Origin of the sequence: Kluyvera genomosp. 3, from assembly GCF_011765685.1 — a bacterium.
In the GTDB taxonomy this organism is placed as follows: Bacteria; Pseudomonadota; Gammaproteobacteria; order Enterobacterales; family Enterobacteriaceae; genus Kluyvera; species Kluyvera georgiana_A.
The window spans coordinates 4,512,223-4,534,727 of the sequence record NZ_CP050321.1; the positions used below are offsets into that span (position 1 = coordinate 4,512,223).

Genomic DNA, 22,505 nt, shown 5'->3' on the forward strand with positions numbered 1-22,505 from the left:
GGGAGAGGGCTGGGGTGAGGGTATCAGCCGCTTAGTAGCCCATATTTTTCTTCTTCTCTAACTCTTCTTTCGCCGTATCCGGCAGATACAGCGTGGACTTGGTCAGCGTCACTTTTTCCGGCAGGGTGCCGTCTTTCTTGAATTTCTCCAGCGCATCAAACGCCGGGCCAGCCATGTTCGGCGTCAGCTCAACGCTGGCGTTCGCTTCACCGGCAATCATCGCTTTGTAGATATCCGGTACACCGTCAATTGAGCCGGTGAGGATATCTTTACCCGGCTTCAGCCCGGCCTCTTTTATCGCCTGAATGGCACCGATCACCATATCGTCGTTATGGGCGTAAACCATGCAGATGTTCTTACCGTTGTTCTCCGCCTTGATGAAGCTCTCCATCACCTCTTTCCCCTTGCTGCGGGTAAAGTCGCCAGACTGGGAACGGATAATCTTGATGTTTGACGCTTTCGAAATGGCATCAGCGAAACCTTTCTTACGGTCTATCGCCACGCTCGCGCCGACGGTCCCCTGCAGTTCCACCACGTTACACGGCTTGCCGTCGACGGTTTTGATTAGCCACTCGCCGATCAGTTGCCCTTCCAGCACGTTGTTGGCAGTCACGGTGGTCATGTACAGCGATTTATCTTTCACATCGATAGAACGGTCGAGCAGGAACACCGGAATTTTGGCCTCTTTGGCCTCTTTCAGTACCGGTTCCCAGCCGGTCGCCACCACCGGCGCGATAAAGATGGCATCAACGCCCTGAGCGATAAACGAACGCACCGCTTTTATCTGGTTTTCCTGTTTTTGCTGCCCGTCGGCAATCTTCAGGGTGATACCGCGTTTTTCCGCTTCCTGCTTCGCGACGTTGGTTTCCGCCGCGCGCCAGCCCGATTCAGAGCCAACTTGTGAAAATCCCACCGTTAAAGGGGCAGCCATGACCATAGACGACATGGCTGCGGAAACTGCTGTGACAAGAAGTAAGCGCTTCCACATAGAGGTATCCTCGTAGGGTTATTGTTGGTCAAATATTCATCTGCGGAAAAACTATAGACAATGGGAGATGTAACGGAATGCGTTACATCACACTTCAAAAAAGTAAATTATTTGTTAATTACCATTAACAGAACAAGTTCAGGAGGGAGTAGGCGTCGCGCACCCGTTGAAGGCTATCGATTTTGTGGAAATTTTACCCCGCATCAGCCCATTTCCTGGCGCAATGTAAACGGTTCCACGATTTTATTCAGTATGCGGCTAACTTTATGGATTTTCCTGCCATAAGAAGGCACTGAAAAGACCGTGTTTCACGGCGGGAGATGTAAAACAGGCCAAGACTTTCGCGGCGAGTTGGCTATAATACCGGGCACTGATTTGCCACACATTCTAAAGGAAACAGACATGAGCTTACTCAACGTCCCTGCGGGTAAAGATCTGCCGGAAGATATCTACGTAGTCATCGAAATCCCGGCTAACGCAGATCCTATCAAATACGAAGTCGACAAAGAGAGCGGCGCGCTGTTCGTTGACCGTTTCATGTCCACCGCGATGTTCTATCCGTGCAACTACGGCTACATCAACCACACCCTGTCTCTGGACGGTGACCCGGTTGACGTACTGGTCCCGACTCCGTACCCGCTGCAGCCGGGTTCTGTGATCCGTTGCCGTCCGGTTGGCGTTCTGAAAATGACCGACGAATCCGGTGAAGATGCGAAACTGGTTGCGGTACCGCACACCAAGCTGAGCAAAGAATACGATCACATCAAAGATGTGAACGACCTGCCGGACCTGCTGAAAGCGCAGATCACCCACTTCTTCGAGCACTACAAAGACCTCGAAGCGGGTAAATGGGTTAAAGTTGACGGTTGGGACAACGCTGAAGCGGCTAAAGCTGAAATCGTTGCTTCCTTCGAGCGCGCGAAGAAATAAGATTTCTTTTTGAGCGTTAAAAACACCGCCTCCGGGCGGTGTTTTTGTTTGTAGGCCACGCTGATAAAAAAACAACGCCACCCGAGGGTGGCGTTGTCGTATTCAATACTGGTCTTTATCCAACCAGTTGCCGCTTTCTATCAGCTTCAGCCCATCGACCGGGCGCTGATAGACGTACATCCAGGCGCTGCCATACGGCGTCTGAATGAGGTGACGTGCGTATTCGCCCGCTTTGGTACGCAGCGCATCCAGCTCGGCTAGCGTCGAGGCATCAATCCGATAGACTTCACCGTGTACCGTGCCATCGCCGGGCACCGCGCCTGGATAGTGGCCCAGGCTGTACAGTTGATAATCGGTCACGCTGTGATCGCCCAGCCACTGAGCGTTGGTCATCCAGTGGCTGTTGCCCTGTTTGCGCCGTAAACTGCCGTATACAAATATTCGCATTGCTAAAACTCAAACTGATAGAGCAAATCGAGCGCCTGGTCTACGCCAGACACCGCTTCCAGATACAGCTTAGGCATCAGGCGATAGCGTAACGTGAGCGTCGCTAACGAGTCAAAGATCCCAACGCCATATTTCACCTGCAGACCTGGCAATACGTATCCGCTGACCACCACCTGGGAAGAGTCGCCCACCCCCTGGGTATCCAGCGCCAGATTACTTACGCCAAACGTCTCGCCGATTTTACCCACAACCTGACCACTTTGTGCAACCCCCATACCAATAAGCATTGAGGTCATCGCTGCGCTGTCGCTCTGACCGCTGTCCAGTCCCTGTCCACGAACGAGGTAGGAGAGCGCTTCCTGCTGCGACATCGCCGGGTCGGAGAAGACTTCCGCCTTTGGCTGATCCGCCGAGCCGGTTACGCGAACGCCGGCGATCACATCGTTTTCGGTGGCATCCGGGTTACGAATGGCTTCGATATTCAGCAGCGGCTGATCCGGTGGGCCGGAGAACAGCAGCTCGCCTTTACGGACGATCAGATCCTGGCCGTAGGCGTGGAAGCGCCCTTCCGGAATATTGATCTGCCCGTTAAGCCCCAGCCCCTGTTTATCCTGCGCCACCTTCAGGTCGCCGGTCAGGCGCGCTTTCAGGCCAAACGCATCCAGACGAACGTTGTTGCCGACGTGGATAGTCAGGTTACTGTTGATCGGAATTGAAGCCGATTTGGTCTCTTTTGGCTGGAGATCGTTATTCAGCAGCACTTCGTCACTGGAAACGCCCACTGCGCTTTCTGGCACCTCTTTCACCACGATACGCGCCCACGGCACATCAACGTTACCGTCAAGGGTAAACAGGCTCGGCGTGGCGTTAAACACAACGTCTGGCGAGACGTCGAGACGTACCATCGGCGGCACGGTAATTCGCACGCGAGAGCCTTTCGCCGCAATACGCGCGCGCCAGTTTTCAATCTGCCGCCAGTCAGCGTCGCCGTTCAGGCTGATCTGCCCCTGTGAGGTTCGCACCTCCCCTTGCAACGTCGAGGTGGCGCCGTTGAAGTTCATCGTCAGCTGGCTTGGCTGCATGTCGAAGGGCATAAAGTTACCGTCAACGTCCAGCCCATTCAGCTGAAGCTGGCCGAACATCAGCGGGCTCTGAAGATCGCCGCCGAGACGCAGATTCGCGTTCAGCTTGCCGTCCGCCTTTTCACCACGCGAGAAGATCGGGTTCACCATCGCCAGCGAGAAGTTACGGATGTTGACGTTACCGCCGAGGTTACGTCGCCCCTGCGGGTCGGTCACCTGCACCTGTCCATCCAGTTGGCCGTTGTTGGTCAGGCGAATCAGCCAGCCCAATTCGGCGCGGTTGTTGTGCAGATCGGCGCTCAGATTCAGCGTATCGAAAGCCACCGGCAGCGGCGCGTTGTTGACGATCTGGGTGACCTTGACGTTGCGCCCGGCGAGGGTGACTTTACCCTGTGGCAGCCCTTCCTTAGTGGTGTCCCAGGAGACATCCGCGTTGCCGCTAAACACGCCGCTAGCCTGAGTGTCCTCCGGCATAAACGGCTTGAGCATCGCCAGATCGAAACGGTTGAGGTTCACCACCGCACGCCCTGCCGCGCCCGCGTCAATTGTCTGCGGTACGCACAGCTCGGCGTTCGGGTTCACCCAACAGTGCGGCCCGATGCTGATTTTCTGTTCCAGGTTACGGTAGTCCAGCGCGATATCACGGTTGATGGACCACGGGCCGACCGGCGTCTGGAAGCGGGTATTGCTTAACGCCCCCTTCCAGCGTTCTTCTTTGCGGTCAAAGCTCCCCGCCAGCGCCAACTGGCCAGAGACCGGCTCGCCCTGAATTTGCAGCTGTAGCGAGTGCTGCTTTTCGTTGCCTTTCGCCGCCAGATGCACCAGCCCGATATTCACATCCGGCTGCACGATGCGCTCAACGCGGACGTCGAGATTACCGCCAATCTGATCGGTGGATTTCACGTCGCCATCGACGCGCACCTGGCCAATCGACAGCTCCTGCCAGCGCAGACCACGCGCGGTGATGTCCGCCAGCAGCTGCGGCGCATCGACCGTACCGCGAATCTTCACCAGCCCTTTCGCCGTGCCGCCTAATCCTGGCAGCATGTTGTCGAGCTTCGGCGCGTCGATATTGGCATCGAGCTCCAGGTCTTTCACCCCCAGCTCGCCCTTCACGTCGGCGGTGTTATTGCCCAGCGCCACATGCAGCCCCGGAATGGTCCATTGCAGATAGCTGTTACCACGCAGAGAGCCATCGACTTTCACTTTATTTTGCTTCACGTTACCGCTGATTTTCATCTCCGGTACGTTCATCTGCCAGCTACCGCCGTACAGGCTGCCGTTAGTTTTGATCAGGCCATCGAGCTTCGACGGCCAGTCCGGCGCCAGCTTCACGGTGTTGATGCCATGCAGCGCCAGCTCGCCGCGCCAGCTGATCGCCTGCTGCCAGTCGAGCAGCGCGGTCAACTCCGTTTTGCCTTCCAGCGCCGCGACGGTGAGCTTGTCGAGGTTCACCTGCCGCTCGTTGCCTTTGGCGTCGAGAGTGATGTTCGCCGGCGGCACGTCCTGCCCTTTCACCGCGGTGCGGAACGACAGGGTGTAGTCGGTCATCTTACCGCCGAGCTTCAGCTTCAGGTCATCGGCCTGGAACTGTTTCTCGCCGGTAAACGGCCAATAGAGCTGCTTGCTGTTCACCTCAAGGTTGAACGGCAGCCCGGCTTCCGCCAGCTGCGCCTGCGCGCGAATACCCATATCCACCGGGCCGGAAAGGTTAACCCCCACTTCCAGTTGCTTGCGCACCGCGCCGCCCACCTTCAGCTTCACCTTTTCGCCCTTCAGCGGGTCCATATTCAGGGTGCTGTTAAGCGTGAGGTCTACCGGCCAGTCGTTGATCAGCGTCGCGGTACCGCTGGCGTTCACCGTGCCCTGGCTGGAGTCGATATCCAGCGCGTCGAGCTTCATATTGCCGTCGATACTGCTGACCTTCAGCAGCATCTTATACACCGTCAGGTCGGTATCGCCGGTAATACGCAGCTGCTCGCCGCTAAAGGATTCGATATTCAGATTCAGCGGCAGATGCACATCGGTCATCTCCGGCAGCACCGGTTTCGAGAACAGCTCGGTCATGGTTTCGCCGAGCGGTTTTTCCTGCGGCTGCGGGTTATCTATCTTCGGCTCCACCACCTCTTTCTGCGCCACGTCGGCGACTTTCGGCAAAGCGATGAGCAGGCCTTGCAGCGTCGTTGGCGTCAGCGTCAGGTTCTTTTCCTGCCACGTCAGGCCGCTGCTGAAGTCCATCACCGACACCGTGGTGTCATCAATCTTGATATTGACGTTGTTGAGCGCGAACCGCTTCAAGGTGATTGGATACGGCGTCGAGAGATTCAGCGGCCCGCTGTCCTCTTCCTCCACCGGCGCGGCAGGCGGCATTTTGCTGCTGTCGATTGCCACGTTGATGTTGCTGAGCGCGACATCGTTAACGCACACGCTGCTGTGCCACAGGCAATTGAGCTCCACCGCCAGATGAAGTTCACCGGCATCCACCGCCACGCCCGGCTGGGTGTAGCGGACGTTTTTCAGCGATAAATCGCGCCAGCCGCCGGTGACCTGGCCTATCTCCAGCCCCGGGACCCAGCGGTTCGCCGCGTTAAACAGCAGATGCAGCCCCGTGGTGGTGCCAATCAGAAATCCCACGATGCCCAGCAGCAGCACGACAAAAATCAGTACGCCGAGGCTTATTTTTTTCCATAACGTCATAGCTCAGGCCCCAGACCGATGTAAAACTGTAATCCGTGTTCATCTTTGTCGCCCACCGGGACGGCAAAGTCGAGCTTGATGGGCCCCACTGGCGACTGCCAGCGTACGCCAACCCCCGCGCCGGTTTTCCAGTCGCTCTGGCGAATATCGCTGACCGCTTCCCCGCCGTCCATGAACACGGCACCCCACCATTTCCCCGTCACGTTGTACTGATATTCCAGCGAGCCGGTGGCCAGTTTTGATGCCCCGATGAGCTTGCCTTTGCTGTCTTCCGGGGAAATTGACTTGTACTTGTAGCCGCGAATACTGCGGTCGCCGCCGGCGAAGAAACGCAGGTCAGGTGGTACGCGGTCAAAGTCGCCGGTTTCAATCCAGCCGAGGTTGCCACGAATCACAAAGCGATGGCGATCGTAAAGGGTACGAATCCAGACGTTTTGCGCCTGAAACACCGAGAAGTCGACATCCGAACCCCAGGCGGTATTCGAGTAGTCGATCGAGTAGCGCTGAGAGTCGCCCCAGGTGGGCATCAGGCCGCCGCGTGAGCGGGTACGGCTGATAGAAACCCCCGGATAAAACAGCATAGTGGTGTTGGTGACATCGGCCTGCGTAAAGTGGTCAAGACTCCAGCGCAGGTTAATCGCGCGCTGCCAGCCGCTGGAAAGATCCCAGAAACGTGAGACCGCAAGCGTGGTGGAGTCGGCTTTGGTGTCGTTGAGGTCGGTACTTTTAAAACCGCCCTGCACCAGATAATACTGCTCAAGCGGGTTTTTCAGTAGCGGCATCTTATAGCTGAAGTCCAGCTGCTGTTCCGGCGCCGAAACGCTGAGGCTGGTCGTCAGGCTGTGACCGTAAGAGTTCACCCACGGTTTTTTCCATGACGCTTTCACCCGCGGGCCAACGTCGGTGGAGTAACCTCCCCCCAGTTCTACGGTATTTTCGCTGCGCGGCGATACCACACCATGCAGCGGTAAGACCTTAGTTTTCCGTGATTTATCAAACTCCGGCGCCACAACCACCGAGTTAAACCAGCCGGTGGCGGACAGCCGACGGTTCAATTCCGCCAGATCGCTGGATTGGTAATAGTCGCCCTTTTTGAACGGCACCAGATGCTGCAAATACTCTTCGCGAATCTGCGAGCCTTCGAAGGTGACGTCACCAAAGCGGTAGCGCTCGCCGCTGTCATAGTCGATATCCCAGAACGCCTGATGACGATCGACCGCCACGCCAAGCTGGCTCTTTTTGAACTCGCTATCGAAATACCCCTTACGCAGCGCCACGCTGGTTAACGACCCTTTGAAATGATCGTAATCGCCATGGTTGAGCACCGTGCCAATTTTGGGTCGGGTTTTCAGCAGATCCAGATAGTCGCGGTCGGTACGCGCCCCGCCGCGCAGGATCACATCGGTGCCGCCAATGCGCACCGGTTCACCCGGCGTCACCTTGGCCAGCAGCACCTGACGCCCCTTGGCCGGCGGTGGTTTAAGTTCAAAATCGATGGTCGGTTCGTAATAGCCGAGGGCTTTCAACCCTTCGCGAATGGCATCATCCACGCGTGCGCGAAAGCGACGATCCGGCGATACTTCGTCGCTGTCGATGGTCGATAGCTGGGCTCGAACGTTTTTTTGTAGTTCGCCTGAGAGCCCTTCAACCTGTAGTCGGATGTTTGCTGCACTGGCAACACCGCTGGTCAGCAATAAGCTCACCACACATAACTGGCGGATTTGTCGCACGTTTTCTCCTGAATATCCTTGTTTCCACCCCAAAAGGGAAACGGAAGTCCGCTCCGCGGCCATGACTGCGTTTTAGCCTTTTTCACGCCCTGATGGCGCGCGGCATTCAACGTCAGCTTAAAAAACCCACTCTTTGTCGGGTTGAAATAAAGACAGAGCCCCAAATTATTCTTATGTTTAAATTTAGACGTATTCGGCGTGGTTATTGTGTTAAAAGACACGCCCGGTTACAACCTTAACGGAAATTACTGTTCCCCGGAGGCGGTCCCTATGAGCTTGTTCGACAAAAAACATATTGTATCTCAATCGGATGCATTACCCGGAAGAAATACACCCATGCCGGTTGCAACGCTCAATGTTGTGACTGAACACTCAATGACCCACGTGCCGGAAGGCATGGAGGTCGCGCTGTTTGCGATGGGCTGTTTCTGGGGCGTGGAGCGGCTGTACTGGCAGCTTCCCGGCGTTTACAGCACTGCGGCGGGCTACACCGGCGGCTATACGCCGAACCCGACATACCGGGAAGTCTGTAGCGGGCAGACCGGGCACGCGGAAGCGGTGCGTGTGGTGTATGACCCGGCGGTGATTAGCTATGGCGAACTGCTGAAAGTGTTCTGGGAGAATCACGACCCGGCGCAGGGCATGCGTCAGGGCAACGATCACGGTACACAGTATCGCTCGGCAATCTATCCACTGACCCCAGAACAGGAACAGGAAGCGCACGCCAGCCTGCAACAGTTCCAGGAAGCCATGCGCAGCGCGGGCGACGCACGTGATATCACGACCGAAATCGCCCTCGCGAAGCCGTTCTACTACGCGGAAGATGAACACCAGCAGTATCTGCATAAAAACCCGTACGGCTACTGCGGCATCGGGGGAATTGGCGTGTGCCTGCCGCCGCAGCTGCAGGGCTAACCATCCAACGCCAGACGCGCCGCATGGCGCGTCGCGTTTGCCACCGTGCCAAAATCCATCACTTTGCCCTGTAATAACAGGTTGTAGACCGGCGACTGCGGGCGGTTGAGGCGGGTTTGCAGCAGATGTACGGCTTCAATGCCCAGATCGCGGCAGGGCACGAGAATGCCAGTGACCGGCGCAGTCAGGCTGCTTTCCAGATTCCACGTAAAATCGGTGGTAATCAGAGAGATATCTTCGGGGACACGCAGCCCGTGGCGTCGCAGCGCCTTCATCACCCCCTCAGTCATGCTGGTGCTGTTGGGGAAGATAACATCGGGCCACTGCGCGCGATCGTGGGTCGTCAGCCAGGTGTCCAGCGCCAGCTCCGCCTCTTCCGCCGTAAACCACTCGGTGACCAGCAGGTCATGCTGAGGGTTGAAAGGAACATGGTGATAGCGATAGGCCTCTTTAATCCCGTCCAGCCGGGCATAGAGCGTTTCCCGACGCAGGCAGGTCATCGTCAGAACCCGCCGATGACCTTGCTCAAACAGATAGCGCATCGCGGTAAAGCCAATCGCCCGGTGGTCGGGCGACACGCAGTCCAGCGACATCTCTCGGTCGATGGAGTTGATCAGCACGCAAGGCTTATTCAGCGTGCTGGCCAGTTTAAGGATCATGGGATCATCCGTGCCGATAATGATCACCGCGTTGATGCTCTTGTGGCTGGCTTTTTCGAGGAATAATTTAACGTCGGCGTGCTGCTCCTCCAGCGCACAGTGGCTGATCCACACATCATGCGGCGCGCTGGCTTCGGCAATCCCCTTCGTGACTTCCAGATAAAAGGTATCGCCCCGCCCCTGAAAGGTGCGCTCCGGCGCGAACACCGCAATGCCGTTAATCAGCAGCCGTCCGTTAGCCAGCGAGTCCAGCACCCCGAGCTGGCGGGCGCATTTCACAATCGTCTCTCGCGCTTTTTCACTGGTGTAGGATTTACCGCTCAGCACCCGGGAAACGGTACTGATGGAGTAGCCGGTACGGGCGGCAATTTCATCCATTTTGAGCTTACCTGGCATTGTGTGACCTCGCTCGCAATCATATTTTGCAAATTTTTGCAGATGCAGTTCGCTGATTTTAAAACCCATTTTCAGTTTTCCGCGCATATTCCTTTTCTACCTGCGAGCATTCTCACAAATTCCGTTTGTCCACCTTCGCCCGCTTCCCTATTTTCAGATTTCAGTCATTTCTATTACGTAAGGTGCAACATGGATAAGGTGCGTTTTGGCATTATCGGCGTGGGCAATATCGGGACCGTCCACGCCCGATACCTACTGGCGGGTACGGTAAAAGAAGCCTGCCTGACGGCAGTGTGTGACAACAATCCCGACAAACATTCCGCCATTCGCCAGGTGGTCGGTAATGACGTCACCCTCTTCAGCAACGCCGAAGAGATGCTGAAAAGCGGGCTGATTGACGCGGTCATCGTCTCCACGCCGCACTATGACCATCCAGGTCTCTCCATGCTGGCCATGCGTCACGGCATTCACACCCTGTGTGAGAAACCGGCAGGCGTCTACACCGCGCAGGTGCGCGAGATGAACGAATTCGCCCGCGACTGCAACGTGGTGTTCGGCATGATGTTCAATCAGCGCCCTAACCCGCTGTATCAAAAAGTGAAAGATCTGATCGACAGCGGCGAGCTGGGCGAACTGCGCCGCTCCAACTGGATCATCACCAACTGGTATCGCTCGCAGAGTTACTACAACTCCGGCGGCTGGCGCGCCACCTGGAAGGGGGAAGGCGGCGGCGTGCTGCTGAATCAGGACCCACACCAGCTGGATTTATGGCAATGGCTGGTCGGTATGCCGGTACGGATGCGCGCTTTCTGCCAGTTCGGTAAACATCGCGATATCGAAGTGGAAAACGAGGTCACCGCCTATGCCGAATACGCCAACGGCGCGACCGGCGTCTTTATCACCACCACCGCCGAAGCGCCGGGGACCAACCGTCTGGAGATCGCCGGCGATCGCGGCAAAGTGGTGGTGGAAGACGGCAAGCTGCGCTTCTGGCGGCTGCGGGAATCGGAAACCGAATTTAACGCCCGCTGGGAAAACGGCTTTGGCGAACCCGAATGTTGGGAAGTGACCATTCCCGTCGCGCCGGAGTGCAGCGACCACCACGTCATCACCGCTAATTTCGCCGCCGCGGTGCTGCACGGCACGCCGCTACTGGCGCCGGGTACCGAGGGTATTCACGGTCTGACGCTGTCAAACGCCATGCACCTCTCCACCTGGACCGATGATTGGGTTGACCTGCCGTTCGACGAAGCGCTGTTTAAAAAGCTGCTCGATGAGCGCATCGCTACCTCCATCGATAAACAGGTGGTCAGTAAAACTCTCGATGCCTCCGGCACCTGGTAATCCGCAGCAGGAGAACACCATGTTACGCATTGCGATTGTGGGAACCGGCAACATCTCCCACAGCCATATTCAGGGCTATCAGGAATTTGCCGACCGCTGCCAGATTGTGGCGCTGGTCGATATCTACCCGGAGAAGGCGCAGGAAAAGAAAGTGCGCTACGGGCTGACGCACGCCACCGTGTTCAGCAGCCATCAGGCGCTACTGGAGTCCGGCCTTGAGGTGGATATCGTCGACGTCTGTACCCCGCCGTACGTGCACGCCGAAATCAGCATCGACGCGCTCAACGCCGGGAAACACGTGCTGTGCGAGAAGCCGATGGCGGCCTCGCTGGAAGAGTGCGACGCGATGATCGCCGCCCAACGCGCCAGCGGCAAAATCCTCTCCATTATCGCCCAAAACCGCTTTACCGACGCCTTCTGGCGCTTAAAGCAGGTCGTCGATTCCGGCGAACTGGGGAAAATCTGCCACGCGCAGGTGGACTCCTTCTGGTGGCGCGGCCACTGCTACTACGACCTGTGGTGGCGCGGGACGTGGGAGAAAGAAGGCGGCGGCTGCACGCTTAACCATGCGGTGCACCACATTGACGCCATCCAGTGGATGCTCGGCTTCCCGAAAGAGGTGGTGGCGATGATGACTAACGTCGCCCACGATAACGCCGAAGTGGAAGATCTTTCCGCCGCCATATTCCGCTACGACAGCGGCGCGCTGACGCAATTGACCGCCTCGGTAGTCCATCACGGTGAAGACCAGAAAATCGTGATTCAGGGCGATAAAGCGCGTATCTCCGCACCGTGGGACGTGTGGGCCAGCGTCTCCGCCGACAACGGATTCCCACAAGAGCAACACGATAGCGAACGTGAAGCGCGGCTGGATGCGCTGTTCCGCCATACGTCGCCGCTGAAATACACGCTACACGCCGGGCAGATTAACGACCTGCTCAATGCCGTTGAACAGCACGGTGAGCCGCTGATTGATGGCGTGCAGGGCAAACGCTCGCTGGAGCTGATCACCGCGATTTATCAATCGTCAATTACCGGACGGGTGGTGACGCTTCCCGTCAGCCCGGATGAGCCCTGGTACAAAACCGGCGGCCTGGTTTCCCTCGCCCCGCACTTCTACGAAAAGGCCGCCTCGGTGGAGAACTTCTCGGAAGTGGGCGCAATTCCGTTGGGCAAAAATTTGGACAAAGGAGCATAAGCATGAGTATCAAAGACGGTATGAACTACGCCCCGGTGGGTAAACCGCAACCGGTTGTCGCCGAGGGCGAGTTTATTATTGCCGCCGCCGCGTTGGACCACGGTCATATCTATGGCATGTGCAACGGCCTGATTGAAGCTGGGGCGACGCTGAAATGGGTTTATGACCCCGATCCAGCCAAAGTCGACAAGTTCGTCCAGCAGTATCCGCAGGTACAGGTTGCGCCGTCGCTGGAAACCATCCTCAACGACAGCAGCGTACAGCTGGTTGCCGGTGCCGCCGTACCTTCTGAACGCTGCGCGCTGGGGCTGAAGGTGATGGACGCGGGTAAAGATTACTTTACCGATAAAGCGCCGCTGACCACGCTGGCGCAGCTGGAGGCCGCTAAACGTAAGGTGGCGGCAACCGGGCGCAAATACGCGGTTTACTACAGCGAACGTCTGCACGTTGAAAGCGCCGTGTTCGCCGGGCAACTGGTGCAGCAAGGCGCGATTGGCCGCGTGATGCAGACGCTCGGCGTCGGCCCACACCGTGAAGGCGAAGGTCGCCCGGACTGGTTCTATGAGAAGGAATTCTTCGGCGGCATCCTGTGTGATATCGGCAGCCACCAGATTGAGCAGTTTCTGTTTTACACCGGTAACACCGACGCGCGTGTCGTGGCAAGCCAGGTGCGCAACGTTAACCATCCGCAGTATCCGCAGTTCGAAGATTTCGGCGACGCGATGCTGGCCGGGGATAACGGCGCGACTGGCTACTTCCGCTGCGACTGGTTTACCCCGGACGGCCTCTCCAGTTGGGGCGACGGTCGCCTGACCCTGCTCGGCACCGAAGGCTACATTGAAATCCGTAAGTACGTCGATATCACTCGCGGCGAGCAGGATGTGGTGTATCTGGTCAACAAGGAGGGCGAATTCCGCTATCCGGTCGCCGGTCAGGTGGGCTTCCCGTACTTCGGCCAGCTGATTCTGGACTGCCTGAACCGTACGGAAAATGCCATGACCCAGGCGCACACCTTTAAAGCCGCCGAGCTGTGCGTAAAAGCGCAGATGCTGGCGAACGCGGTGGAATAACAGGAGGCGGCGATGCAAACACGTCATGCGGCGATTATCGGCTGCGGCGCTATTCACACCTGTCACGTGGACGCGCTGCGCCACGTTCCGGGCGCGGTGCTGCGCGCGATAGTCGATATCGATAGCGAAAAGGGGAGCCGGCTCGCTGCCGACTATGGCTGTCAGTTTTATCAGGACTATCGCGAGATGCTGCTGGATGATGCCATTGACGTGGTGCACATCTGCACGCCGCATTACCTGCATAAACCGATGATCCTTGCCGCGCTGGCGGCAGGGAAACAGGTGTTCTGCGAAAAGCCGGTGGTGATGAATCCGCAGGAGGTGAGCGACATTCAGGCCGCCGCCACGATCGCCCAACGTCATGTGGGTGTCTGTTATCAGAACCGCCTTAATCCTACCAGTCTGGCGATTCAACGCTGCATTGAGGAAGGCCGGCTTGGCGCAATGCGCGCCGTGAAAGCGGTGCTCACCTGGTCACGTTCCGGCAACTACTATGCCGCGAGTCCGTGGCGCGGCAGTTTCGCCACCGAGGGGGGCAGCCTGTTGATCAACCAGGCCATTCATACCCTGGATCTGATGCAGTGGTTTGGCGGCGGCGTGCGGCGTCTGAAGGGCGTAGTCGACAGCACCCTGCTGGCCGACGAAATCGAGACCGAAGACAGCGCGATGGTGACGCTGTGCTTTAACAACGGCGCGCGCGGCCTGTTCTATGCCAGTAACTGCTACGCCAGCGACTCCCCGCTGCTGCTGGAAATAGAGTTCGAATACGGCATGCTGAGGTTGCATGACAACGCGCTGTGGCAAATTTGCGCCGATGAGCACGTTCTGTTGGCCAGCGACGCCTCGCCAGACGGCGTGGGCAAAAGCTATTGGGGCATCGGTCATCAACAAGCCGTACTGCATTTTTATCAGGCGTTAGACACTCCCGCGGCCGCCAGCTTCTGCGATATCCGCGAAGCGGCGAAATCATTACAGATGGTTAATACCATTTACCAATCGTCACTATTGAGGAAATGGGTGAATATAAACGAGTGATCGTCATCCGATTTTTCCTGCTGTCAATAATATAAGGTGCAGAGGTCACTCTGCACCGACACCCTACCAGTACAGGAATAATAATATTATGGTGAAACCAACCGAACGTCGTGTTGGCTATGGCATTGCTATTGGCTACGGAGTCACTGATTTATTTGGCGGCGGCGCCTTTGCCGTTATCGGAACATGGCTTTTATTTTTCTATACTACCTATTGCGGTTTATCCGTATTAGAAGCCGGTTCAATATTTGCCATTGCACGTATTATCGACGCTATTTTAAGCCCGGTGATGGGATACATTACTGATAACTTTGGCAATACCTGGCTTGGCCGTAAATTTGGCCGCCGCCGCTTTTTCTTATTGATTAGCTCTCCGCTGATGTTTCTCTACGCCCTCGTCTGGCTGACCGATATGAACTATTGGTACTACCTGGGCACCTATCTCTCTATCGAACTGCTCTCAGCGATGGTACTGGTCCCCTGGGAGACGCTGGCCGCTGAAATGACCAACCGCTTCAGCGAGCGGACGCGGCTTTCCGGCGTACGCATGATGTGTTCCGCCCTCGGTGGTTTTCTGGCAGTCTCCGTCCCCGGTATTATTATGCAATATACCGGTAAAGATAATTCCTTTACCTACACCCTGACCGGGATTGTTTTTGCGGTTATTTATTGCGTCGCGGTATTTACCACCTGGGCCTGCACCTGGGAAGCCAAAGATGTGCGAGAAGAGTATGAATTTCAGCCGGATAATCAACGCAGCAGCGGTCTTTTAAATCATTTGAAATACCTGGTAATCGACCTTATTTCTTCATTTAAGATAAGAATATTTCGCCAGCATATTTTAATTTATATTTGCTCTTTTACCGCCATGGATGTCTTTGGCTCGGTATTTACCTATTACGTGGTTTATGCTCTGCATCACGATGCCGAAATGGTTTCCGGTTTATTAAGTATCGCCGCTTTTGTCTCTATTCCCGGCACGTTCGGCTTTATGATGCTGATGAATAAATTCAACCTCACCCCCTCCGGGGCGCTGCGGCTCTCCTACGGCAGTATTCTGCTGGTGCTGGCGTTTCTGTTTACCGTCTATATCGGTAATCTCCAGGTCCCGACGCTGCTGTTTTCTTCGGTGTTTGTCCTGCTGGGGCTGGCGAAAGCCGGGCTGTACTACATACCGTGGAACATCTACAGCTTTATTCCGGACGTTGATGAAATCGTCACCCGCCAGCGCCGCGAGGGAATTTTCGCGGGCGTGATGGTCCTGACCCGCAAAAGCACCGTCGCATTAGCCATTATGCTGATTGGCATCGTGCTCGAAGAGAGCGGCTTCGTCAAAGGCGGCGGCGCGCAGCCGGCCAGCGCCCTGCACGCGATTATTGGCCTGATGATTTTCGCCACCGCCGGGCTACTGGCCATCAGCTTCTATGTCACATATCGCTTTAAGCTGACGCAGAAAACTCACAGCCTGTTGGTTAAAGAAGTGGCCCGCCGTAAGCTTGGCGGCAACGCCGAAGACTGCGATCGGGAGACCCGTGACGTCATCCACGCACTGACGGGCTATGCCTATAATGAAGTCTGGGATGCGACACCGAAGCGTCGCGCAAAAACCACACCGTTACCGACTAACGGTTAACCTCTGGCAGCTTTACAGTCCCTTACGCTATACTAACCCCTGAAATTGCCGGCCTAACGCCTTCGGGCCGGTTTTCAATGTGTATTTCACACGGATTTATCAACTTCCCTTCCGAGGATCTGGCCCCACGGGTTAGATAAGATATGTTAAACAGTATATTCATCATACTTTGCCTGATCGCCGTCAGTGCGTTCTTCTCAATATCTGAGATTTCACTTGCCGCATCGCGCAAAATCAAACTGAAACTGCTTGCCGATGAAGGCAACATCAACGCCCAACGCGTGCTGAAAATGCAGGAAAACCCGGGCATGTTCTTCACCGTGGTGCAAATTGGCCTCAATGCGGTTGCTATTCTTGGCGGTATCGTCGGCGACGCGGCGTTCTCTCCGGCGTTTCACTCGCTGTTCTCCAACTATATGTCAGCGGAACTCTCCGAGCAGTTGAGCTTTATTCTCTCCTTCTCGCTGGTCACTGGCCTGTTTATCCTGTTTGCGGACTTAACTCCGAAACGCATCGGTATGATTGCGCCTGAAGTGGTGGCTTTGCGTATCATCAACCCGATGCGCTTCTGCCTGTTGGTCTTCCGGCCGCTGGTGTGGTTCTTCAACGGCATGGCTAACATCATTTTCCGTATCTTCAAACTGCCGATGGTGCGTAAAGACGACATTACCTCCGACGATATCTACGCGGTGGTGGAAGCCGGCGCACTCGCGGGCGTGCTGCGTAAACAAGAGCACGAGCTGATTGAAAACGTATTCGAGCTGGAGTCCCGCACCGTGCCGTCATCAATGACGCCGCGTGAAAACGTCATCTGGTTCGATCTGCATGAGGACGAGCAGAGCCTGAAAAACAAAGTGGCCGAGCATCCGCACTCCAAGTTCCTGGTGTGTAACGAAGATATCGACCACATCATTGGCTACGTCGATTCCAAAGACCTGCTGAACCGCGTGCTGGCCAACCAGAGCATGGCGCTGAACAGCGGCGTGCAGATTCGCAACACGCTGATCGTGCCGGATACGCTGACGCTGTCCGAAGCGCTGGAAAGCTTTAAAACCGCCGGTGAAGACTTCGCGGTGATCATGAACGAGTACGCGCTGGTGGTGGGCATTATCACCCTCAACGACGTGATGACCACCCTGATGGGCGACCTGGTCGGCCAGGGCCTGGAAGAACAAATTGTCGCCCGTGACGAGAATTCCTGGCTGATTGATGGCGGCACACCGATCGACGACGTGATGCGCGTGCTGGATATCGATGATTTCCCACAGTCGGACAACTACGAAACCATCGGTGGTTTCATGATGTTTATGCTGCGAAAAATCCCGAAACGCACCGACTCGGTGAAATTCTCCGGCTATAAATTTGAAGTGGTGGATATCGATAACTACCGTATCGATCAGCTGCTGGTGACCCGCATCGACAACAAACCAACGGTGCTGGTACCGAAACAGGCGGACATCGCCGAACGCGAACAGGGCGCCGCCTGATTCCCTTACCGGGCTACGCCTGTAGCCCGTAAAACCCTCCTTCCCCGCAGAATGTGAAGCGGCTCACGCCCGTTTCGCCATAGCAGATTAGTACTGGTCGATAGCGGAACATTTATGACTCCCCGTGGCGCGAAACGGTAACGTTGCTCGCGTCTCTACAACAAGATTCCTGGATAAGGAAACGAGGGTATCATGAATAAAAATTACTCTATGAGCTGCCTGTTCTTCCTGTTTTTCTTTATCGGCTGGGGCTGCTGCTACCCCTATCTGTCGCTGTGGCTGACCGAAACCATCGGTATCAGCTATACCGACGTTGGCCTGGTCTATTCGTTTACCGCCATCATCGCAGTGTGCGTGCAGCCGCTGTTCGGTTTTATCTCCGACAAGCTGGTCTACCGTAAACACCTGATGTGGATGCTGGCCATCATCATCACGCTTTTTGCCCCCTGGTGGATCTACGTTTTCGCCCCGCTGCTGAAGTACAACGTCATTCTTGGCGCGCTGGCGGGTGGGGTATACATCGGGATGGCCTACGGCGCGGGCTGCGGTATCTGTGAAGCCTATATTGATAAGGTCAGCCGCGCCTCCGGCTTCGAGTTTGGCCGCGCGCGCATGTTTGGCGGGATTGGCGCCGCCATTGGCACCTTTGCCGCCGGCAAGCTCTACGGCATCGACCAGAACATGATTTTCTGGCTGGCCAGCACCGCGGGCGTCTGCCTGCTGCTGATCGTCTGGAAAACCCAAGTCGATACGTCCAACGCCGCGGTACATCAGCAAACCAAAGCTACGCCTGTCACCTTTCGAGACGCGGCCGCCCTACTAAAGCTGAAGAAATTCTGGTTCTTCGCTATCTATATGATTGGCGTTGGCGCCGTCTATGAAACCTACGACCAGCAATTTGCCATCTACTACAGCCACTTCTTTGAGAGCAAAGCACGTGGTGCGGAAGTCTTCGGCTACCTGACCACCGGGCAGATCTTCCTCGATGCGGTAGTGATGTTCTTCGCCCCGTGGTTCGTCAACAAAATCGGCCCGAAAAATGCCCTGCTGTACTGCGGCATGATCATGAGTCTGCGCATTATCGGCTCCGCCTGGGCGATTGGCCCTGTCTCCATCAGCCTGATTAAGCTGCTGCACGGTTTTGAAAGCTCCGTGCTGCTGGTGGCCGCGTTGAAATATATCAGCGCCAACTTCAACCCGCTGCTTTCCGCCACCGTTTATCTGATTGGTTTCCAGTTCGCCAAGAGTTTCAGCTCAATTTTCCTCTCAACCGGAATTGGGCATATGTACCAGAGCATGGGCTTTACCAGCAGCTACGTTGTATTGGGCAGCATTGCGCTGTGCTTTACGTTGATTTCCTTTATTTCGCTGGATAACGCGCGCTTTTTCACCCCGCACTCCGCAACCACGCACTAATTACACGAGGTAATCTGCATGTCTGATTTATATTATGGTGTCGCTTATTACGACGAATATATGCCGGAGGATCGCCTGGCGAAAGACATCGCGCTGATGCGTGAAACAGGCATCAACGTAGTGCGTATTGCGGAATCGACCTGGAGTACGCTGGAGCCGCAGGAAGGCGAATACCATTTCTATCACATTGACCGCGTGCTAAACGCAATGCACGAAGCAGGCATCGCGGTGATTATCGGTACGCCGACCTACGCGGTACCGGCATGGCTGGTGGCAAAGCACCCTGACATTCTGGTGACCACCGCCGAAGGCCAGCAAAAGTACGGCCCACGGCAGATTATGGACATCGTGAACCCCAGGTTTCGCCGCTATGCAGAGAACATTATCCGCACGTTGATGGCCCATGTGCAGGATCATCCGGCGATTATCGGCTGGCAGTTGGATAACGAAACCAAGCACTACGACAACGTCGGACGCTATATGCAGGAAGGCTTTGTGCGCAGCTTGCAGGAAAAATATCCCAGCCTCGACCAGTTGAATCGCGACTTCGGCCTCGACTACTGGAGCAACCGCATCGACAGTTGGGATGACTTCCCACCGGTGGAAAACACCATCAATGCCAGCCTCGCCTGTGCGTTCTCGCGCTATCAGCGCCAGCAGGTAACGGAGTATCTGGCGTGGCAGGCGGAGATCGTGCGCGAGTATGCGCAGCCACACCAGTTCGTCACCCACAATTTTGATTTTGAATGGCGTGGATATTCGTTCGGCGTCCAGCCGCGCGTAGACCACTTCGCTGCAGCCAAAGCGCTGGATATTGCCGGGGTCGATATTTATCATCCCAGCCAGAAGCATTTAACCGGACGAGAAATTGCCTTCGGCGGCGCCATTACCCGCGCGCTAAAAGGTGGCAATAACTACTTTGTGCTGGAAACCCAGGCGCAAGGCTTTGCCCAGTGGACGCCCTTCCCCGGCCAGTTGCGGCTCCAGGCCTTTAGTCACGTGGCGTCGGGCGCGGCGATGGTCTCGTACTGGCACTGGCACTCCATCCACAATTCATTTGAAACCTACTGGAAGGGGCTGCTGAGCCACGATTTTTCCCGCAACGCGACCTGGCAGGAAGCGACTACTATCGGCGCTGATTTCGCTCGCCTGTCACCTCAGCTAGCCGGACTGCGAGCCGAGAACGATGTGGCGCTGCTGATTAACAATGAAGCCATGGATGCACTCAATCAGTTCCGCCCCGGCGACGCGCAGGGCAACGTCTATAACGATATCTTCCGCCGCTTCCACGATGCACTGTATGACCACAACATCGCGCTGGATATCATCAACGACATCACCGAGGAGACGTCGCGCTACAAAATACTGATCGTACCCGCCCTGTACGCCGCCGATGACGGTCTGCTCACGCGGATTAACCGCTACGTTGAGCAAGGAGGACGGGCGCTGATTAGCTTTAAGTCCGGCTTCAGTGATGAAAACGTGAAGGTGCGCAGCAGCGCGCAGCCGGGCATTCTGCACAGCGCATGTGGCGTAACCTACAGCCAGTTCACCCTGCCGGAGGACGTGACCGTTGTCGGCTGTACTTCGGCCCTGGACTGCCGCGAACACAACGCCGCCGAGCTGTGGATGGAGCTGCTAACGCCTGCGCCGGGGACCCGCACGCTGCTGCGCTATCAGCATCCGGCCTGGAGCGAGTATGCGGCGGCGACCGAAGCGAACTACGGCAAAGGCCGGGCGCTGTACGTGGGCTTCCTGCCGCACAAGGCGCTGATTAGTCAGCTGTTTGACACCCTGACCGACGGGCTGGAACTCCATTCGCGCACGTCAGCCTACCGCTATCCTTTCATTACCAGAACCCTGCGTAACCGCGACGGCAAACGCATTCACTTCCTGTTTAACTACAGCGGCGATAGTCAAGAGATGCTCGCCGAAACCAGCGGCACCGAGCTGCTAAGCGGTAAATCGGTGACGCTCGGCGAGCCATTGCGTCTCAAAGGCTGGGAATTTAGTATCATCGAAAGTTAACGGCAACGGGCGGAGGAGTTATGGAGTTAGATATCAATGCGCTTTTGCACTTCTCACCATTGATAAAAACTTTCACCTTCAACGCCTGGGTCGTCGCTGGCTTTACGCCTATTACTCGCGGTTCAAAGCTCGACTACTACATCAACCGCCCGCAGGGGATGAAGGGTTATATTATCAACCTGACCCTGCGCGGCCAGGCGCGCGCGAAGGCGGGAGAAGGGTCGCTGCTGTTTGGCGAAAACGAACTGCTGCTGTTCCCGCCTGGCGTGCCACACCACTACGGACGCGATGAGCACAGCGAACATTGGGACCACCTGTGGATCTACTTTATTCCACGTCCTTACTGGATCGACTGGCTCAAGTGGGACCACACGACCCACAGTATTGGCAAAACCACGGTGAACGATCCCCAGCAGCAGCAGGCGCTACGCGATCTTTTTTATGAGGTTATCCATCACCACAACGATACCGCCCCGCTCGCCGAAGCGCTGGCGATGAACGCGCTGGAGCGGCTTATTTTGAGCTGCTTTCAGCTACAGCCGATCAGCAACCGCCACGCCCACGACCCGCGCATCAACGCTATCTGTGATTACCTGAACGAAAATATTGCCCAGGAGATGAAAATTGAGACGCTGGCAGCGATGGTTTTCCTGTCGCCTTCCAGACTGGCGCATCTGTTTAAGAATGAGTTAGGGCAAACCATCTACGCCTGGCGCGAGATGCAGCGGGTGAATCGGGCAAAGTGGTTACTGCAGACCACCACGCTGCCGCTGAATAAAGTAGCGCTGTCGATCGGCTATAGCGACCCGGTCTATTTCACGAAGGTGTTCCGCAAACACAACGGCATTCCGCCGGGGGAGTACCGCAAGCGCTATGCGGCGATGAAGGGCTAAAAACATCAACGGCTCCCATAAGGAGCCGTTTTTAATTCTACCGCGTGGTATCTGCGTTAGGCCATTTCGGTCTGAAGACGCAGTACGTGACGGTTCACTTCAGACATCACAGAAAGGTGCTGGATGTCTCTGACTTTTGGGATAAGAATTTTACCCTTATCAAATTCAAAAGCGCCAACGTCCTTGATATACAACCGTCCACGAAACAGGGTCTTAACATACTTCGCAACCTGAAGCGGGTTGTAGCGTTGGAAAATTTTCATTCTAATCTCCTGCGAGTACTACGCCCTAGTTGATCCACATTTGGCTTCAACGCTCCGGGGCGCAAAGTGAAGTACTCGTTAACTATAGTCCATAACAACAGAGGTCCTCTATCATAGAGGTCCTAATTTACTTTTTTATTACAATAATTCAGAACATTCTTTTCAGCTATACGACGAAGACAGTATAAGGCTTCATTTTCGTGAGATTGTGTGCGTTCCTCCACAAACTGGCACCGCCTTTGCGGGAAAACTCCATTAATCGCACTTATGATTAAAAGCATCGACCAAGTGGTC

Annotated in this window: 17 protein-coding genes; 11 read left to right on the top strand and 6 right to left on the bottom strand. The window is 56.0% G+C overall.

Going from position 1 to position 22,505, the window contains the following annotated elements:
- Positions 1–31 precede the first annotated feature (31 nt).
- Positions 32–988 carry a galactofuranose ABC transporter, galactofuranose-binding protein YtfQ gene (ytfQ, locus tag GY169_RS21060; protein ID WP_163445815.1) on the bottom strand — a complete coding sequence of 319 codons (957 nt, stop codon included), beginning with the start codon at positions 986–988 and terminating at the stop codon, positions 32–34.
- A 402-nt stretch (positions 989–1,390) separates the two neighbouring features.
- On the opposite strand from ytfQ, the gene ppa reads away from it, so the two are divergent.
- Positions 1,391–1,918, top strand: a complete 528-nt coding sequence (ppa, locus tag GY169_RS21065) for an inorganic diphosphatase (RefSeq protein ID WP_064546944.1) — start codon at positions 1,391–1,393, stop codon at positions 1,916–1,918.
- A 102-nt stretch (positions 1,919–2,020) separates the two neighbouring features.
- On the opposite strand, the gene GY169_RS21070 is transcribed toward ppa, so the two are convergent.
- From GY169_RS21070 to tamA, 3 genes are read right to left on the bottom strand one after another with little or no spacing between them, the layout of a single operon-like run.
- A complete protein-coding gene (locus GY169_RS21070; RefSeq protein ID WP_064546942.1) occupies positions 2,021–2,365 on the bottom strand; it encodes a gamma-glutamylcyclotransferase in 345 nt (114 codons plus the stop codon).
- 2 nt (positions 2,366–2,367) lie between these two features.
- The gene (gene tamB, locus GY169_RS21075) at positions 2,368–6,144 is read right to left on the bottom strand and encodes an autotransporter assembly complex protein TamB (RefSeq protein WP_167577032.1); all 3,777 of its coding nucleotides are present in this window, start codon (positions 6,142–6,144) and stop codon (positions 2,368–2,370) included.
- Complete coding sequence (gene tamA / locus GY169_RS21080) at positions 6,141–7,874, bottom strand: autotransporter assembly complex protein TamA (protein WP_167577033.1); 1,734 nt, start codon at positions 7,872–7,874, stop codon at positions 6,141–6,143. The genes tamB and tamA overlap by 4 nt, the downstream gene beginning before the upstream one ends.
- 270 nt (positions 7,875–8,144) lie before the next feature.
- On the opposite strand from tamA, the gene msrA reads away from it, so the two are divergent.
- Positions 8,145–8,789: a peptide-methionine (S)-S-oxide reductase MsrA gene (gene msrA / locus GY169_RS21085; protein WP_167577034.1), complete on the top strand. Its 645-nt coding sequence runs from the start codon at positions 8,145–8,147 to the stop codon at positions 8,787–8,789.
- Here msrA and GY169_RS21090 read toward each other — a convergent pair.
- Complete coding sequence (locus tag GY169_RS21090) at positions 8,786–9,844, bottom strand: LacI family DNA-binding transcriptional regulator (RefSeq protein ID WP_167577035.1); 1,059 nt, start codon at positions 9,842–9,844, stop codon at positions 8,786–8,788. The two genes, msrA and GY169_RS21090, sit on opposite strands and share 4 nt — an antisense overlap.
- A gap of 189 nt (positions 9,845–10,033) precedes the next feature.
- Here GY169_RS21090 and GY169_RS21095 point away from each other — a divergent pair, with 189 nt between their 5' ends.
- From GY169_RS21095 to araC, 9 genes are all read left to right on the top strand, one after another.
- The gene (locus GY169_RS21095; protein ID WP_167577036.1) at positions 10,034–11,188 is read left to right on the top strand and encodes a Gfo/Idh/MocA family protein; all 1,155 of its coding nucleotides are present in this window, start codon (positions 10,034–10,036) and stop codon (positions 11,186–11,188) included.
- 19 nt (positions 11,189–11,207) lie between these two features.
- On the top strand, positions 11,208–12,386 hold the full coding sequence (locus GY169_RS21100; protein WP_167577037.1) for a Gfo/Idh/MocA family protein: 1,179 nt from the start codon (positions 11,208–11,210) through the stop codon (positions 12,384–12,386).
- A 2-nt stretch (positions 12,387–12,388) separates the two neighbouring features.
- On the top strand, positions 12,389–13,456 hold the full coding sequence (locus GY169_RS21105; RefSeq protein WP_167577038.1) for a Gfo/Idh/MocA family protein: 1,068 nt from the start codon (positions 12,389–12,391) through the stop codon (positions 13,454–13,456).
- A gap of 12 nt (positions 13,457–13,468) precedes the next feature.
- Entirely contained in the window at positions 13,469–14,491 is a 1,023-nt protein-coding gene (locus tag GY169_RS21110; RefSeq protein WP_163445823.1) for a Gfo/Idh/MocA family protein, read from the top strand.
- 88 nt (positions 14,492–14,579) lie between these two features.
- On the top strand, positions 14,580–16,124 hold the full coding sequence (locus GY169_RS21115; protein WP_163445824.1) for an MFS transporter: 1,545 nt from the start codon (positions 14,580–14,582) through the stop codon (positions 16,122–16,124).
- 143 nt (positions 16,125–16,267) lie between these two features.
- Positions 16,268–17,611 (top strand): hemolysin family protein, encoded by a 1,344-nt coding sequence (locus GY169_RS21120; protein WP_163445825.1) that lies wholly within the window; start codon positions 16,268–16,270, stop codon positions 17,609–17,611.
- A 192-nt stretch (positions 17,612–17,803) separates the two neighbouring features.
- A complete protein-coding gene (locus GY169_RS21125; protein WP_167577039.1) occupies positions 17,804–19,027 on the top strand; it encodes an oligosaccharide MFS transporter in 1,224 nt (407 codons plus the stop codon).
- A gap of 18 nt (positions 19,028–19,045) precedes the next feature.
- Positions 19,046–21,055 (top strand): beta-galactosidase, encoded by a 2,010-nt coding sequence (locus GY169_RS21130; protein WP_167577040.1) that lies wholly within the window; start codon positions 19,046–19,048, stop codon positions 21,053–21,055.
- 20 nt (positions 21,056–21,075) lie between these two features.
- Positions 21,076–21,948: an arabinose operon transcriptional regulator AraC gene (gene araC, locus GY169_RS21135; protein ID WP_167577041.1), complete on the top strand. Its 873-nt coding sequence runs from the start codon at positions 21,076–21,078 to the stop codon at positions 21,946–21,948.
- A 56-nt stretch (positions 21,949–22,004) separates the two neighbouring features.
- Here the strand turns inward: araC and GY169_RS21140 are convergent, their stop codons facing one another.
- Positions 22,005–22,211 carry a DUF1107 domain-containing protein gene (locus GY169_RS21140; RefSeq protein ID WP_064546918.1) on the bottom strand — a complete coding sequence of 69 codons (207 nt, stop codon included), beginning with the start codon at positions 22,209–22,211 and terminating at the stop codon, positions 22,005–22,007.
- Positions 22,212–22,505 lie beyond the last annotated feature (294 nt).

Bases quoted from the DNA above. Each gene is read 5' to 3' on its own strand.
- ytfQ (WP_163445815.1), bottom strand. From the start codon at position 988: ATGTGGAAGCGCTTACTTCTTGTCACAGCAGTTTCCGCAGCCATGTCG.
- ppa (WP_064546944.1), top strand. From the start codon at position 1,391: ATGAGCTTACTCAACGTCCCTGCGGGTAAAGATCTGCCGGAAGATATC.
- GY169_RS21070 (WP_064546942.1), bottom strand. From the start codon at position 2,365: ATGCGAATATTTGTATACGGCAGTTTACGGCGCAAACAGGGCAACAGC.
- tamB (WP_167577032.1), bottom strand. From the start codon at position 6,144: ATGACGTTATGGAAAAAAATAAGCCTCGGCGTACTGATTTTTGTCGTG.
- msrA (WP_167577034.1), top strand. From the start codon at position 8,145: ATGAGCTTGTTCGACAAAAAACATATTGTATCTCAATCGGATGCATTA.
- GY169_RS21090 (WP_167577035.1), bottom strand. From the start codon at position 9,844: ATGCCAGGTAAGCTCAAAATGGATGAAATTGCCGCCCGTACCGGCTAC.
- GY169_RS21095 (WP_167577036.1), top strand. From the start codon at position 10,034: ATGGATAAGGTGCGTTTTGGCATTATCGGCGTGGGCAATATCGGGACC.
- GY169_RS21100 (WP_167577037.1), top strand. From the start codon at position 11,208: ATGTTACGCATTGCGATTGTGGGAACCGGCAACATCTCCCACAGCCAT.
- GY169_RS21105 (WP_167577038.1), top strand. From the start codon at position 12,389: ATGAGTATCAAAGACGGTATGAACTACGCCCCGGTGGGTAAACCGCAA.
- GY169_RS21110 (WP_163445823.1), top strand. From the start codon at position 13,469: ATGCAAACACGTCATGCGGCGATTATCGGCTGCGGCGCTATTCACACC.
- GY169_RS21115 (WP_163445824.1), top strand. From the start codon at position 14,580: ATGGTGAAACCAACCGAACGTCGTGTTGGCTATGGCATTGCTATTGGC.
- GY169_RS21120 (WP_163445825.1), top strand. From the start codon at position 16,268: ATGTTAAACAGTATATTCATCATACTTTGCCTGATCGCCGTCAGTGCG.
- GY169_RS21125 (WP_167577039.1), top strand. From the start codon at position 17,804: ATGAATAAAAATTACTCTATGAGCTGCCTGTTCTTCCTGTTTTTCTTT.
- GY169_RS21130 (WP_167577040.1), top strand. From the start codon at position 19,046: ATGTCTGATTTATATTATGGTGTCGCTTATTACGACGAATATATGCCG.
- araC (WP_167577041.1), top strand. From the start codon at position 21,076: ATGGAGTTAGATATCAATGCGCTTTTGCACTTCTCACCATTGATAAAA.
- GY169_RS21140 (WP_064546918.1), bottom strand. From the start codon at position 22,211: ATGAAAATTTTCCAACGCTACAACCCGCTTCAGGTTGCGAAGTATGTT.